Here is a 14,758-nt window from a genome sequence, read left to right as displayed (position 1 = left end):
TCGCTGCTTTAGTTCGATTTGTTGGTTTGAGGTGAGTCAGATTGTTCGCATTTTACGTCTCGCCCATAACTGTCTTGGTATCGAATGATGTCGTCTTCGCTCAAATGGCTGCCGGTTTGTACTTCAATCATTTCCAATAGGGAATCACCTGGGTTTTCTAGGCTGTGTACATGCCCTAATGGAATGTATGTGGATTGGTCTTCTTCGACTAGGTAAGTTTTTTCATCATTGGTCACCTTCGCGATCCCCGCTACGACAACCCAGTGCTCCGCTCTATGGTGATGCATTTGTAGCGATAATTTATGACCGGGTTTTACGGTAATACGTTTTACTTTGTCGCGTTTACCTAGGTCGATTACATCGTATTTACCCCAAGGTCTAAACACCTCACGGTGATGAACATGTTCTGTGCGACCAGCTTGGTTCAGCTGACTAACAATCGATTTTATGCCTTGAACTTTGTCTTTATTCGCAACCAATATAGCGTCTTTGGTTTCGACAATAATCAGGTTTTCGACACCCACAGTCGCAACCAATTTATTTTCGGCATGAATATAGTTGTGCTGAGAATCGACAGTTAACACATCGCCTTCAATCACGTTGTTGTGCTCGTCCTTATCACTGACATCCCAGATGGCAGACCATGAACCAATATCATTCCAACCAACATCCATAGGGATTACTGCAGCGTGTGACGTTTTTTCCATCACGGCATAGTCGATAGAGTCACTCGGACTGCTTTTGAATGCTTCGGCGTCAATACGGATAAAGTCGAGGTCGGTGTTTTGTGTCGCGAGAGCGAGTTTACAGGCCGCTAAGATCTCTGGACGATGTTCAGCAAGTTCTTCAAGGTAGCGTGATGCTCTAAACATGAACATGCCGCTGTTCCAGAGGTGCTGTCCTGAACTAATGTATTGCTCTGCGGTGGCTAGGTCAGGTTTTTCAACGAAACATTCAATGGCAAAAGCATGGTGGGAGAGTGGCTTTCCTTGTTTGATATAACCATAGCCCGTTTCGGGTGCGTTCGGAGTAATACCAAATGTGACCAGTTTGCCTTGTTTCGCGTATTCGACACCCCTCGCTACCGTTTGCTGAAATTCGGTCGTTTTGGCGATGTGATGATCGGCTGCCAGTACCAATAATATTGGATCTGACTTGTTCTGTTGGTTGCTGTTCGAGTGACTTAAGGCCTGTAAGGCTGCAAGTGCGGTGGCGGGCGCTGTGTTTCGACCTACAGGCTCTAACAGAATACCACTGTGTTGGATATTAGCCGTTCGAGCTTGCTCTGCAGCGATAAAGCGGTGTTCTTCATTACAGATGATGAAGGGAGCGGCACACTCGGTATCACTTAAGTGCGCTTCAAGGCCTTGCAAACGCAAAAGGGTTTGCTGAAGCATAGATTGCTCACCTGCGATGTTGAGGAACTGCTTAGGGTAAAGCTCGCGAGATAGTGGCCAGAGGCGGCTACCAGAGCCGCCAGCTAGAATGACAGGTAAAATCATATCGTGGTAATTGGGTGCCTTAAAATACTGGCGCTATGTTACCACGCTTCACCGTTATTATTGATCGATAAGAAATTTACTTATCGATGACCTTTTGGATTGGAAATGACAATGTCTTGAGCTTCGCTAAAACCTTGCGGGTCGATTTTAAGTGTTTGTGTTGGGAACGCGATATCTGCATTATGTTTGTGAATAATTGCTAGCACCTGCAGTAGCACATCTTGCTTAACTTCATGGTATCTCACCCAGTTGACTGTTTTTGTGAAGGTGTAGATAAAGAAGTTGAGCGTTGATGGCCCAAACTTATCAAAGTTAACGATCAGCGTCTGTTTGGAATCAATGTCAGGGTGCGTTTCAAGCATGGCTTTTACGTCATCCACAATCAGAGCCAGTTTGTTTGCATCTTGGTAACGTAGACCAAAAGTCTCATTGATTCTGCGGTTCAACATTCTTGATGGGTTCTCGACCACAATGTTACTGAACACAGAATTCGGCACGTACAAAGGGCGCTTATCAAAGGTGCGAATGATGGTCATACGCCAGCCTATTCGTTCGACAGTGCCTTCGATTTGACGATCGGGAGAGCGTATCCAGTCTCCGACTTTAAAAGGGCGGTCGAAGTAAATCATCATGCCACCGAAGAAATTCGACAGTAAGTCCTTAGCCGCTAAACCGACGATCAAGCCACCAACACCACCAAAGGTGAGTAAGCCTGATAGGCTGAGCCCAAACGCCTGCATGATGGTTAGGCCCCCCATCACCATAAAGAACAGGCGAGCGACTTTCGCGATAGCTTGTACTGTGGTTTCGTCTCTGGTTTTTTGCTCTAAGACATATGCTTCAGTGTTAGTGATCATTCGTAAGGTAAACCAAACGAAGGTACATATGATCAAAATGTGTTTTAACGTTTTTAACCAGTTGATTTCGTTACCAAACTGGTCTTGGAGGATCAGCCCGATAGAGACAGTGGCTGGCCAACACCAAAGTAACGTACTGACTGGGGTTTTCAGTGCTTCTAGTAGCAGATCATCCCAGTGGAAAGGGGTTTTCTGAACCAGAATTTCTAAGCGATTGTGGACAATTCGCCAAGCTACCCAAGCAAGAAAACTCGCAATAGTGATGAATAGGACACTGTTCGCCCAATCACTATGGCTCTGGTTAATGTAGGTTTGTACTTGGGTTAAGAATTCATTCATTGTGTGTGCTGCCGCAGAAATTATGAATTGGAAATTAGCAGAAACTGGAGTTGTTCTCTACCTTTATAAATCAAGCTATTATGACACTAGTATAACCTTATTATTGAAAAACTAACTTTTTTTGAGATAGAAACTAATGTAGGTTTGGCTATCCCGTGTAATTAAAATTTCTCAACAGGATTTCAAATGAGCGACAAACAATATGCAGTTATCGGTTTAGGGCGTTTTGGGTTATCTGTATGCAAAGAGCTGCAAAGTTCAGGGGCGCAGGTACTAGCCGTCGATATTGATGAAGAGCGAGTGAAAGAAGCCGCGGCTTTTGTTTCACAAGCGATTGTTGCTAACTGTACGAGCGAAGAAACGGTAAAAGAGTTAAGGCTAGACGATTATGACATGGTGATGGTGTCGATTGGCTCTGATGTTAACTCGAGCATTCTAACCACTTTGGTGGTGAAAGAGTCAGGCGCAAAAGCCGTCTGGGTGAAGGCGAACGATAAGTTCCACGGTAAGATCCTCTCTAAGATTGGTGCTGACCATATCATCATGCCAGAGCGCGATATGGGTATTCGTGTTGCGCGCAAGATGTTGGATAGACGCGTTCTTGAGTTTATCGACCTAGGCAGTGGTTTAGCGATGACCGAAATTGTTATCGGTGCCAAGTTGTTGGGTAAACAACTTCGCGAACTCAAGCTGTGCAAAGAGATTGGCGTTGAAGTTCTTGGCTTCAAGCGTGGCCCAAACCTAACCAAAGCACCTGAGTTGGATGTGAGTTTAGAAATCGGTGATGTTGTGATCATTGCAGGGCCGAAAGAGACCTTGTCTAGAAAATTACGTAATTGGTAACCGGCAATGGGTCATAAGGTAATAGTATGAATTCGTTAAAACGAAAAGGTACTTTCTACACGCTTAAGAGAGATGAAAAGCCACGTAAAGGCTCTGAACCTAAGATTATTCTGACTAGTTTCTTAGGTGTTCTTATCCCTTCGGCCATACTTCTGACGATGCCTGTTTTTTCTGTTACAGGACTTAGCTTTACAGATGCGTTGTTTACCGCGACTTCCGCGATCAGTGTGACAGGTTTGGGTGTAGTCGATACGGGTGAGCACTTCACTTTGGCTGGAAAAATCTTGCTGATGTTCTTGATGCAAGTGGGCGGGTTAGGGCAGATGACCCTATCTGCGGTACTGCTCTACATGTTTGGTGTTCGCTTAAGCCTGAAGCAACAAGCATTAGCCAAGGAAGCATTGGGTCAAGATCGTAAGATCAATCTTCGAAAACTGGTCAAGAAGATCATCATCTTTGCGCTAGTGGCTGAATTCATTGGCTTTGTATTGCTTTGCTTCCGATGGGTACCAGAGATGGGATGGTCAACTGGCAGCTTTTACGCACTTTTTCATGCGATATCAGCATTCAATAATGCAGGCTTTGCTCTGTTTTCAGACAGTATGATGAGCTTTGTTGACGACCCATTAGTGATATTTACTCTCGCGGCTCTGTTCATTTTTGGTGGCTTAGGCTTCACTGTAGTGGGTGATTTATCGAGTAACTGGCGTAAAGGTTTTCGTCATCTGCATTTACACACCAAGATAATGCTGACCGCAACACCGACTCTACTATTAGTGGGTACGGTATTGTTCTGGCTGTTGGAGAGAAACAACTCCGCGACCATGGAAGGGCTATCGATACAAGGTCAGTGGTTAGCAGCGTTTTTTCAATCGGCGAGTGCTCGTACTGCAGGCTTTAACAGTGTGGATTTATCTCAATACACTCAGCCTGCTTTATTGGTGATGATCGTGTTGATGCTGATTGGTGCTGGCTCTACCTCAACAGGTGGTGGTATTAAGGTATCAACCTTTGCGGTTGCCTTTGTCGCGACTTGGACATTCTTGCGTCAGAAAAAACATGTAGTGATGTTTAAGCGCACTGTAACTTGGCAAGCGGTAACAAAGTCATTGGCCATTATTGTGGTTAGTGGGGCGCTATTAACCACCGCAATGTTTTTGTTAATGCTTACTGAAAAAGCTGCGTTTGATCGAGTCATGTTTGAGGTGATTTCTGCCTTTGCAACGGTAGGGTTGACGGCAGGATTAACTGCGAACCTAACTGAGCCCGGTAAATACATCATGATTGTGGTTATGGTGATTGGACGTATCGGTCCCCTGACCTTGGCTTATATGCTAGCTCGCCCAGAGCCTTCCTTGTTGAAATACCCAGAAGACACGGTGTTAACGGGTTAATAAGATGAACAGGCTAATAAAGCTCTGTCAATAAAAACAAAGCCAGCGATATGCTGGCTTTGTTGTCGTAGGCTGACCGTTAGTTGCTGAGTGCTTAGCCCTCAAACATCTCAACGTATTCTTCGTAGCCTTCTTCCGCTAATTTATCCGCAGGGATAAAGCGCATTGCGGCTGAGTTTATGCAGTAACGTAAACCTGTAGGTTTAGGGCCATCTTTAAATACATGACCTAGATGAGAATCACCAAATTTACTGCGGACCTCGGTTCTTGGGTAAAGCAACTTGTAGTCGGTAGTGGTTACGACATAAGCCTCACTGATTGGTTGCGTGAAGCTCGGCCAACCTGTACCTGATTTGTATTTGTCTTTTGAAGAGAACAACGGCTCACCAGTAACGATGTCGACGTAGATACCTTCCTGTTTGTTATCCCAGTATTTGTTATCAAACGGGCGTTCTGTCGCGTCATCTTGCGTTACATCGTACTGAAGTGCCGTTAGCTTGGCTTTGATCTCCGAGTGAGACGGCTTAACGTAGGTTTTAGCATTGGCTGTCGCATTCTTACCATCGATGATCTGACGGAGTGTTTGTGGGTTGTCCTTTCTATCGTCCCCGAAGGTTTTATCTAAGTACTGGTCACGACCTGATGCGTAGCGGTAGTAGTTATAACGAACTTTACTCTTCTTGTAATAGTCTTGGTGATAGTCTTCCGCTGGCCAGAATTTTTCAAATTCAATCAGTTCTGTTTTTAGTGGGTCACCAAAGATCTGAGCTTTGTCGATTTCCATCATAAAGTTCTGAGCGACGTCTTTTTGCTCTTGATTATGATAAAAAATTGCAGGTCGATATTGAGGACCTCGGTCTACAAATGAACCTTTGTCATCGGTTGGGTCGATGTGTCTGAAGAATTGGTCTAGAACCTGTTCATAGCTAACAACATCAGGGTTGTAAGTCACGTTGATCACTTCGATGTGACCAGACTTGCCTGAGGATACTTGTTTGTAGGTTGGGTTTTCTAGTTTACCACCAGAGTACCCAGAGATAACGTCAGTGACGCCTGTCAGCTTTTCTAGGTCGGATTCTGTACACCAAAAACAACCACCAGCCAGTGTCGCGATTTCACTTTTACCTGAATTAGCTGTTTTATCCATTGTATTGGCAGTGCCAGTCTGGCTTACAAACAGCGAAATCAGTGGTAGCGCAACCACGAGTGATACCAATATTTTAGATAATTTATTCATAGATACCTCATCTTGACGTTCTTCTCATTCGATTTTGAATGTACGAATAGAGACAGGTTTTAGATGGAAAAAATTGCATCATTCATGAAAAAAAATATGTCATCGAGAAAATCTTGCTCATAAATGCCGCCAGTAGTAGGGTGTCGATACTAACAATAAATAATAGACAGTGATGGCGGTTATTGGTCATCTAAGGAACTGTATGCAAGCAGAAGTTAAATGGGTCGAAGGCTTTAAATTCTTAGGTCAATCTCAATCAGGTCACTCTGTCGTGATGGATGGAAGTGGTGGAGCTACTGCGCCAAGCCCGATGGAAATGGTGTTAATGGCTGCTGGTGGTTGTAGCTCTGTTGATGTGGTTGATGGTTTGAAATCTGCAGGCCAGAACATCACAGGCTGTAATGCAAAGCTGGAAACCACACGTCGTGAAACCGCGCCAAAAATCTTTACTGTGATTAACATTCACTTTGAAGTATCGGGTGACAACCTTGATCCTGAGTTAGTTGCAAAAGTATGTGCTGACTCGCTAGAAAAATACTGTTCAGTATGTCTAATGCTAGGTGCTGGCGTAGAAATGACGCACAGCTGGGAAATCGTTTAGTTTTCGGATTGTACAGCTTGACTTTGGGCCGTTACTTTACGGCTTACGGCTTATTAGAAAGACAGATAAAGAAAAGGGCGGAGCACTTTGAGTGCTCCGCCCTTATTATTTCGGCTAAGGTAGAGTGCTGTTATTCAGCAGTTTCTACGATAACTTCTTCAACTTGTACTTCTTCTTGGTATTCGAAACCAGGGATCGTTGCGTCGACACGACGGTTTTGAGCACGACCCTCAGCAGTATCGTTTGTTGCTACTGGGTTTTCTTCACCTTCACCTGTAGCAGTAATACGGTCTGCTTCAATACCTTGCTCTTCGATGTATGCAGCTACAGCGGCAGCACGTTTCTTAGAGATCATCATGTTGTACTCAGCTGCACCTGTTGAATCGGTGTGACCAACTACATTGACTGACGATTGAGGGTAAGTTTGCAGCACTTCTACTAGTGGCATTAGAGCAGTTTCACCCTCAGTTGACAGTTCAGTGCTGTTTGTCTCAAACATGCCTTGAGAGAAGCTTTCAGTTTGCGCTTTAATTACAACAGTCTCTTCTTCAACCACAACGGCTTCAGGTTCTGCAATTGGTTCAGCTGGAGCCTGTGTTACTGCTGCCGCAGTAGCTACTGTTGCTGCTGAAGCTGTCGTGTTACCTGTACCGAAATTGTAGCTTAGACCAATGGTAACAAGGTTAGAGTTAAGGTCTTGGATAATCTTATCGTCAAAATCATCGAAGTATTGATATTCAACTCTAAGCGCCCAATCGTCTGAAAGCTGTTTCTCGGCACCGATACCTAAGGCCAAAACAACATCGTCTTCGTCATCGTGCATGATGTAAGCAGGACCTGCTTTGAAGAAGATATCAAATTGTTGTTTAATCGCTAGTCGATACATTGGGCTCAAAGAAATGGCTACGATAGAATCGCTGTATCTTTGAGTCGCTCCGTTGTTGTTAAAGCTGGTGTCATAATCACCTAAATAATCTGCATTCAATTCTAGAACAATGTTATCGGTAAAGTTGTAACCACCGTAAATACCGCCAGCAACTGAATCATCTTCACAATCAACGTTGTCGACACAAGCGCTATCTAGCCACCCCATGCCAACTTTTGCGCCTACGTATGTCGTTGCGGCAACTGAAGGAGCAGCAGCGAAACCTGAAGCAGCTATTACTGCACACATGATTTTTGACAGTCTTTTCATGATCTTATCCTTGGATTAACTCTTATTGTTATCTGAATGAGCCTTTAAAGCGACGACTTACTGATTGGGACACTGCAACAGTAAGTCGTTCAAGGCGTAGATTCAGGTCGAACCTATCTTGGAACTGTTGTTACATTGTTAGTGTAGTTGCTTATTGGGGTCAATGAAGTTGTTAAAATTTATATATTTAAGGTGCTATTTACAGAGGTTTTTGTCAATTAATTGTTGTCTCAAATATTGGAAACAAAGAAACCTCGTATCATTTTTAGGTGATACGAGGTTTCTTTTTATGTGTGCGGATTATTGGGCTATAGGCCCTGATTTGCGGAATTTACAGGAGTTATGGGCGCTCTCCGGCTAACAAACGTTTTTCAATGTCTGCAATGACACCTGGTAGGTCTGCAATGGTATCGATTAGGTAGTGTGGATTGGACTTATTTAGCTTAACACTTGCTTTTTCACGTGCTGCTGCCAGTGTTGCTTCGTCTGCATCTAAGTATTCTTGATACGTTAATCCAGCCTCATTACCAGATAGAACAAGGCCTACCGTCCACATTCCTGCGTTGTGGCCTTCATCAATACCGGGTGCTGCGTCATCCACTTTCACACACGCTGCAACGTTCGTTACACCTAGATCAATGACGTTTTTAAGCGCCATGAATGGAGCAGGGCGCCCCCCTTGAGGTAAGTCATCCGTTGCGACTACGTTGTCTGGTCGATAGCCGTAATCCGCTGCTGCAGGGATGAGTACATCCATTACTTCGCGCGGGTAACCAGAACATGAACCGATTTTTACGTTCTTCTCTTTTAGGTTATTCACCACTTCAATCGCGTTTAAAATTGGCGCTGCGTGGTCAGCTACTTTCGCTTTTTGAAGAGGCATAAACGCCGCATAGATTGCATCAACGTCTTCACTGGTCATCGAGCGCCCGAACTGAGCATTCCAACGAGCATCAACAGCAGGGATTCGACCCACCGCTTGAATGTGATCCCATTTACCGATACCCATAGGTTCACGAGCTTCTGCTAAGTCGATGTCAAAGTCGAAACCTTGCTTGAATGCTTCAACGAAGATGCTAGTCGGAGCAAACGATCCAAAATCAACGATAGTGCCAGCCCAGTCAAAAATAACCGCTTGGATAGGTGATGTCGTGTTCATAATAGTGTCCTATTTTTGTGTCACTCCCAGTTCAAACTCCTGGCAGGACGAATGATTGTTTTAGGTTATTGGTTTAAATGTTGATTTAGAGAATGAATTAAAGGTATTCAAAGTCTTTACAGACTTTTGCTATCGCTTTTTCGAATACAGACAGAGCGACTTCTAGTTCGCTGCGGCTGATGATCAATGGTGGGCTCAACTGAATCACGTTACCTTGTGACACCTTAAAGCTCAGGCCATCGTTCAGACATTGGTAAAGTACTGCTTCCGCTTCATCGAAAGCTCGGGTTTTGGTGATATGATCTGTGACCAATTCCACCCCCCAGAGCAGGCCGATGCCGCGAACGTCACCAATGACTGGGTATTTCTCTTTCATTTGAAGCAGTTGTTCACGCACAAATACGTTGTCTGCTTGGACTTTTTCAAGTAGGTTTTCTTGCTCAATCACTTCCATTGTGGCCAGTGCTGCCGCGCAACCAATAGGGCTTTTCTCATGGGTGTAATGACCAAGAGATACTTGCGCTGCCGTGTTGTATTTGTCTTTGGTGATCATGGTTGCGATTGGTACTAAGCCGCCGCCAAAACCTTTACCGATACAAAGAATGTCAGGTTCGATATCAAAAGCTTGGTGAGTGAACCATTCGCCACTGCGACCCATACCGTTTGGAATGTCGTCGATGATTAACATGACGTTATGCTTATCGCAGATCTCGCGGATGCGCTTCCAGTAAGCTTTGCTTGGTACTTGAACGTCTGTGTTACGCACTGCTTCGGCAATGAAGGCACCAATGCCACCTTCTTTTTCTATCACATACTCAAGGTAATCGGCGTAGTGCACATCACATGCAGCCTCACTTTCACCGCCTGCGCTTTGCCCGCGAAGCGGAAAGGCACCACGATAGGAAACCGCTGGTGGAATGCGCTCTACGCCAGCCATTAATGGCCCCATGCCTTCGCGGAAACAAGCTTCGCCACCTACTGAAATTGCATCCAGTGACGCGCCGTGGAATGAATCCCATAGCGACACTACTTTGAAGTTGTTGGTGACATGTCGAGCCAGTTTCAGTGCCATACCGATAACCGATGTACCACCTGGCGCAAACAAAACACGGTTTAAATCGCCACCGCAGATCTGTGTGAGTTTCTCAGCACACTGAACGGCGGTTTTATTAGTAAAGCGACGCGGTGAAAACGGCAATGACGCCATTTGTTGAGTCACCTTATTGATGATGTGTGGGTGACCATAACCTAGCTGGTGAACATTATTCCCGTGAAAGTCCATGTACTTTTTGCCCGTCGCATCTTGAATGTAGATGCCTTCAGCGGCTTCAAGTGTGTCTAGACATGGTGTAGACATGGCTTGATGAAGAAACACGTCAGCATCACGCTTTAACATCGCTTGAGTCGCATCATCGTTTAGCGACTCGTTCCATTTTTCACGCGCTGGTGTGGTGTTCACATCGCCTTCGCTTCGAAAGTGCGTCGCCTTTAGAACTGGCTCTTGATTGGTCGTCGTCATTATTTGATGTCCCAGTACATAGCGTTTTTCACTGCGCCAATGAGGGCTTCAATGTCTGACGGGTAAACTTCACCGATGTTACCGATGCGGAAACAGTCTGCGTTTGAAACCTTGCCCGGGTAAATCACAAACCCTTGTTCTTTCAAACGGTCATAGAACTCCTTGAATTGGTAATCGCTATGAGTTGGAGAATAGAAAGAGGTGATGATCGGTGAATGAAGGTCATCATTTAACAGAGGTTCAAAACCAAGAGAGCGCATACCTGTAACCAATGTGGTTTGATTGGTTTGGTAACGATTATGGCGAGCTTCAATGCCACCTTCCTGTTCCAGTTCAAGCAGGGCTTGGTAGAAAGCACGCACTGTGTGAGTCGGGGAAGTGAAGCGCCATTTACCATGGTTGCTTTCCATGCAGTGCCATTGGTCAAACAGGTCAAGGCTTAATGAACGAGCTTGGCCTTTGCATTTTTCCAGTTCCGATTGCTTCGCAATAACAAAGCCGAACCCCGGTACACCTTGAATGCATTTGTTTGCCGAGCTGATCATGTAATCGATACCTAAGTCAGCAATATCCATAGGAATACCGCCAAAACTCGACATAGCATCAAGAATAACGGTTTTGTTGCGCTGTTTTGCCAATTTGGCAATCTCTTCAATTGGATTCAGCATGCCAGTGGTGGTTTCACAGTGGACAATCGCCACGTGAGTAATGTCTGAATCCATGGCCAATGCCGTTTCCATTTCGTTCAAGTCAGGCTGTGATGTTTCACCTGGGGAAACGACATGGCATGGAATGTTTAAATATTCTGCGATTTGAGCAATACGAGCACCATATGCTCCGTTATCGACCACAAGAAGCTTACCGCTGTTAGAGATAACGCTACCGATTGTTGCTTCAACTGAAGCAGTGCCGCTGCCTTGCATTAATACGCTGGTATATCCCGCCTGCTTAGTTGCCAAAGTCACAAGCTTGCTACGAATCACTTCAACAATGTCTTTGTTGTATTCATCGTCCCAAGTACACCAATCTTTTAGCATCGCTTGGCGAACGGTTTCAGAAGTAGATAGAGGACCCGGTGTCAGTAGTAAATATTCGTTTCTCATGTTCAATTCTCGTGATTTTAATTTTGGACTATACCAGTGCTTGCGGTTACTTTAACAACCAATTTAAACGGTCGTAAATAGTCCAAACGTTATTTTCACAAAAGCTTCATATTAAGATTGGTCACTTGTGTTGAGAAATTTTCCGATCTTGAAATTGCCATTTTTTGTTCATTTAATCGTCATAAAAGCCAGTTAGCTTAATACTCGAAATCTGGTACATACCAATATAAAGGTGTGTTCTAACAACCTAAATGAATTTATGGATATAGAAGCCTCTAGATGGAGCTTCTAGCTTTAACAACTTTAACTTTGGCAATTTTTAATTTTGGCAACTTCTCACTTTAGAGTTGGCCTGACTGGAGAAAATGATGAAAAACCGTTTTATGAAAGGATCACTTGCAGCATTAGTTACTCTATTAGCTGGTAATGCTTATGCAGCACAGGAAGTGACGGTTTACACCGCTTTTGAAACTGACATTTTAGCGAAATACAAAAACGCATTTGAAAGTGAAAACCCAGACATCAACATCAAATGGGTACGTGATTCAACTGGAATCATGACGGCAAAATTATTAGCTGAGAAAAACAATCCTCGTGCAGAAGTGGTATGGGGCCTTGCGGGTTCTTCAATGGCTCTACTTAAAGAGGAGGGCATTCTTAAGCCTTACACTCCTCAAGGTGTAGAAGCGCTGCGTTCAAACCTCAACGATCCGCAATCTACTCAAGCTTGGTATGGCAATGACGCATTCTTCAATGCGGTTTGTTTCAACGAAGTAGTTGCTAAGCAATTGAACCTACCTGCACCTAAATCTTGGGATGACCTAACCAAGCCTATCTACAAAGGCCACATTGCAATGCCAAACCCAGCGTCTTCTGGTACGGGCTACATGCAGGTTTCGGCTTGGTTACAAAACATGGGTGAAGACCAAGGTTGGAACTACATGCAGAAGCTAGATCAAAACATTGCTCATTACACGCACTCTGGTTCTAAGCCATGTGTTCAAGCGGGCATGGGTGAAGTGGCTATCGGTATTTCTATGGCGAGCCGCGGCGCGAAGCTGAAGACTCAAGGCGCGCCACTTTCTGTGATTACACCGGAAGGTATCGGTTGGGAATCTGAAGCGGTAGGTCTTGTTAAGCCTTCAGATGCAGCACAACGTGTTATCGATTGGTCTATCTCTAAAGCAGCGAATGAACTTTACATCGAAATGTATCCAGTTGTTGGCCACCAAGATGTCACAGGTAAAGCAGAAAACTTCCCGAACGTAGAGAAGAACATGGCAAAAATGGACTTCGCTCGTATGGGCAGCGAACGTGCCGACGTTCTGAAAACATGGTCTGAGAAGTTTGACGCTAAATCAGAGCCAAAATCTTAACCTGCTGAGCTAGTTAGTTTATTGGCTACTTGGTTCATTAGGCATTTGGTCCATTAAATACGCAGCCCACTAGAAGTAAGAAATCAGCAAAGGAAGGCTTCGGTCTTCCTTTTTTAGTTTTACGCCTTTAGGTTTTAAGTAAGGTACAACAAATGACAAAGCACTACTCATATTGGTTCAAGCAAGCATTGGAACAGGAATTTGGTAGCATCAATGCGGGGCTAAAATCCGCTACACCGCTTCAAAAAGACGTTAACTGTGATATCGCCATTGTCGGCGGCGGTTACACAGGGCTGTGGACGGCAATTTTAATTAAACAGCAACAGCCTCAAAAGCATGTTGTGGTGATTGAAAAAGGCTTGTGTGGCAGCGGTGCTTCTGGTGCGAACGGCGGGTGTATGCTGACTTGGTCAACCAAATATCCAACCTTGAAAAAGCTCTATGGAAAAGAGCAAGCCAAATGGCTGGTTAAGGAATCGGAAAAGGTTATATACGAGATCGAAGCCTTCTGTAACGAACACAAGATTGACGCGCATCTTTATCGAAGCGGTACTTACTACACGGCGACCAATGAAGCGCAAAAGGGGGGAATGGAACCTGTTGTGAATGAGTTGGTCAAGCAAGGCATAAATAGTTGGAAGAAGTGTGATAACTCTTTGGCTGAGAAAGCGGGATCGGAGCGTCATATTGAAGGTTATTACTCAGAAGCCGCGGGCAGTGTGCAGCCAGCGTTATTGGCGAGAGGCTTACGCCGAGTCGCTCTCGAACTGGGTGTCGAAATTCACGAAAACACAGAGATGACATCACTTGATTATGGAGCCCCGGCTCGAATCCAAACCAAAGGTGGCTCTGTTTTTGCCGACAAAGTGATTTTGGCACTCAATGCATGGATGCTCGATCACTTTAAAGAGTTCAAACGCAGTATAGTGGTTGTTTCTTCAGATATGGTAGTGACCAAGCCTATTCCTGAAAAGCTCAAGCAATTTGGCCCAGAGAAAGGGGCGGCGGTGGTGGATTCGCGTATCTTTGTCCACTACTACCGAGATACCCAGGACGGACGACTCATGTTGGGCAAAGGTGGTAATAAGTTCTCGTTTGCCAATCAAGTTGAAAGCATGTTCAACCAAACGACCAACTACCTGCCGATTCTCAATCAATCCTTTCAAAAACTGTTCCCTAAATTGCAACAAAGTGAATTCGATTACAATTGGTCTGGCGGCTCAGACCGTTCGGTCACCGGATTGCCATTTTTCGGTAATCTAAAACGCCAAAACAACATCTATTATGGGCTCGGTTACTCAGGTAATGGTGTTGCTCAAACTCGTATGGGCGGAAAGATTCTCTCATCTATGGTACTTGGAGCTGATAACGCTTGGACCTGTTGCGGATTAACCAACGGACCGCTTGGGCATTTCCCGCCAGAGCCATTTCGTTGGGTAGGTGCGATGATGGTGCGTGACGCGGTACGAAGAAAAGAGAACGCGGAAGATTCTGGTAAAACGCCATTGTGGCTGGATAAGCAATTGGCAAAGCTGGCTGGTGCGGCGGGCAAAGCCGACAAGGTTAAATCATAGATTAATCTAGCGTTTAAATTAGAAGTTTACATTTGGGCTCTCAGTGATCTTTGGGCAAG

12 protein-coding genes are annotated in these 14,758 nt (G+C 44.8%); 5 read left to right on the top strand and 7 right to left on the bottom strand.

The window, feature by feature from the left end:
• Positions 1-8 precede the first annotated feature (8 nt).
• Positions 9-1,502 (bottom strand): mannose-1-phosphate guanylyltransferase/mannose-6-phosphate isomerase, encoded by a 1,494-nt coding sequence (locus CWO08_RS05860; RefSeq protein ID WP_108020086.1) that lies wholly within the window; start codon positions 1,500-1,502, stop codon positions 9-11.
• Positions 1,503-1,582: 80 nt separating this feature from the next.
• Entirely contained in the window at positions 1,583-2,698 is a 1,116-nt protein-coding gene (locus tag CWO08_RS05855) for a mechanosensitive ion channel family protein (protein WP_108020085.1), read from the bottom strand.
• Positions 2,699-2,884: 186 nt separating this feature from the next.
• On the opposite strand from CWO08_RS05855, the gene CWO08_RS05850 reads away from it, so the two are divergent.
• On the top strand, positions 2,885-3,541 hold the full coding sequence (locus tag CWO08_RS05850) for a TrkA family potassium uptake protein (protein WP_108020084.1): 657 nt from the start codon (positions 2,885-2,887) through the stop codon (positions 3,539-3,541).
• Positions 3,542-3,567: 26 nt separating this feature from the next.
• Positions 3,568-4,935: a TrkH family potassium uptake protein gene (locus CWO08_RS05845; protein WP_108020083.1), complete on the top strand. Its 1,368-nt coding sequence runs from the start codon at positions 3,568-3,570 to the stop codon at positions 4,933-4,935.
• Between the two features lie 94 nt (positions 4,936-5,029).
• On the opposite strand, the gene msrB is transcribed toward CWO08_RS05845, so the two are convergent.
• Complete coding sequence (gene msrB / locus CWO08_RS05840; RefSeq protein WP_108020082.1) at positions 5,030-6,172, bottom strand: peptide-methionine (R)-S-oxide reductase MsrB; 1,143 nt, start codon at positions 6,170-6,172, stop codon at positions 5,030-5,032.
• 202 nt (positions 6,173-6,374) lie between these two features.
• Here msrB and CWO08_RS05835 point away from each other — a divergent pair, with 202 nt between their 5' ends.
• Complete coding sequence (locus CWO08_RS05835; RefSeq protein WP_017068628.1) at positions 6,375-6,773, top strand: OsmC family protein; 399 nt, start codon at positions 6,375-6,377, stop codon at positions 6,771-6,773.
• Positions 6,774-6,903: 130 nt separating this feature from the next.
• Here the strand turns inward: CWO08_RS05835 and CWO08_RS05830 are convergent, their stop codons facing one another.
• The 4 genes from CWO08_RS05830 to phnW form a co-directional block, all read right to left on the bottom strand.
• Positions 6,904-7,968 carry an OmpA family protein gene (locus CWO08_RS05830; RefSeq protein ID WP_108020081.1) on the bottom strand — a complete coding sequence of 355 codons (1,065 nt, stop codon included), beginning with the start codon at positions 7,966-7,968 and terminating at the stop codon, positions 6,904-6,906.
• A gap of 340 nt (positions 7,969-8,308) precedes the next feature.
• Entirely contained in the window at positions 8,309-9,127 is an 819-nt protein-coding gene (gene phnX / locus CWO08_RS05825; protein ID WP_108020080.1) for a phosphonoacetaldehyde hydrolase, read from the bottom strand.
• Between the two features lie 97 nt (positions 9,128-9,224).
• The gene (locus CWO08_RS05820) at positions 9,225-10,646 is read right to left on the bottom strand and encodes an aspartate aminotransferase family protein (RefSeq protein WP_108020079.1); all 1,422 of its coding nucleotides are present in this window, start codon (positions 10,644-10,646) and stop codon (positions 9,225-9,227) included.
• The gene (gene phnW, locus CWO08_RS05815) at positions 10,646-11,749 is read right to left on the bottom strand and encodes a 2-aminoethylphosphonate--pyruvate transaminase (RefSeq protein ID WP_108020078.1); all 1,104 of its coding nucleotides are present in this window, start codon (positions 11,747-11,749) and stop codon (positions 10,646-10,648) included. The genes CWO08_RS05820 and phnW overlap by 1 nt, the downstream gene beginning before the upstream one ends.
• A gap of 365 nt (positions 11,750-12,114) precedes the next feature.
• Between phnW and CWO08_RS05810 the strand changes: the two genes are divergently transcribed.
• Both CWO08_RS05810 and CWO08_RS05805 read left to right on the top strand, forming a co-directional pair.
• Positions 12,115-13,125 carry a putative 2-aminoethylphosphonate ABC transporter substrate-binding protein gene (locus CWO08_RS05810; RefSeq protein ID WP_017094998.1) on the top strand — a complete coding sequence of 337 codons (1,011 nt, stop codon included), beginning with the start codon at positions 12,115-12,117 and terminating at the stop codon, positions 13,123-13,125.
• A gap of 152 nt (positions 13,126-13,277) precedes the next feature.
• The gene (locus CWO08_RS05805) at positions 13,278-14,699 is read left to right on the top strand and encodes an FAD-dependent oxidoreductase (RefSeq protein ID WP_108020077.1); all 1,422 of its coding nucleotides are present in this window, start codon (positions 13,278-13,280) and stop codon (positions 14,697-14,699) included.
• The last annotated feature ends 59 nt before the right edge of the window (positions 14,700-14,758 follow it).

The sequence above is a fragment of the Vibrio sp. 10N.286.48.B8 genome, assembly GCF_003050085.1.
Classification (GTDB): domain Bacteria; phylum Pseudomonadota; class Gammaproteobacteria; order Enterobacterales; family Vibrionaceae; genus Vibrio; species Vibrio crassostreae.
The sequence above is the reverse complement of the archived record's forward strand: the minus strand, read 5'-3'. Positions and strand labels throughout refer to the sequence as shown.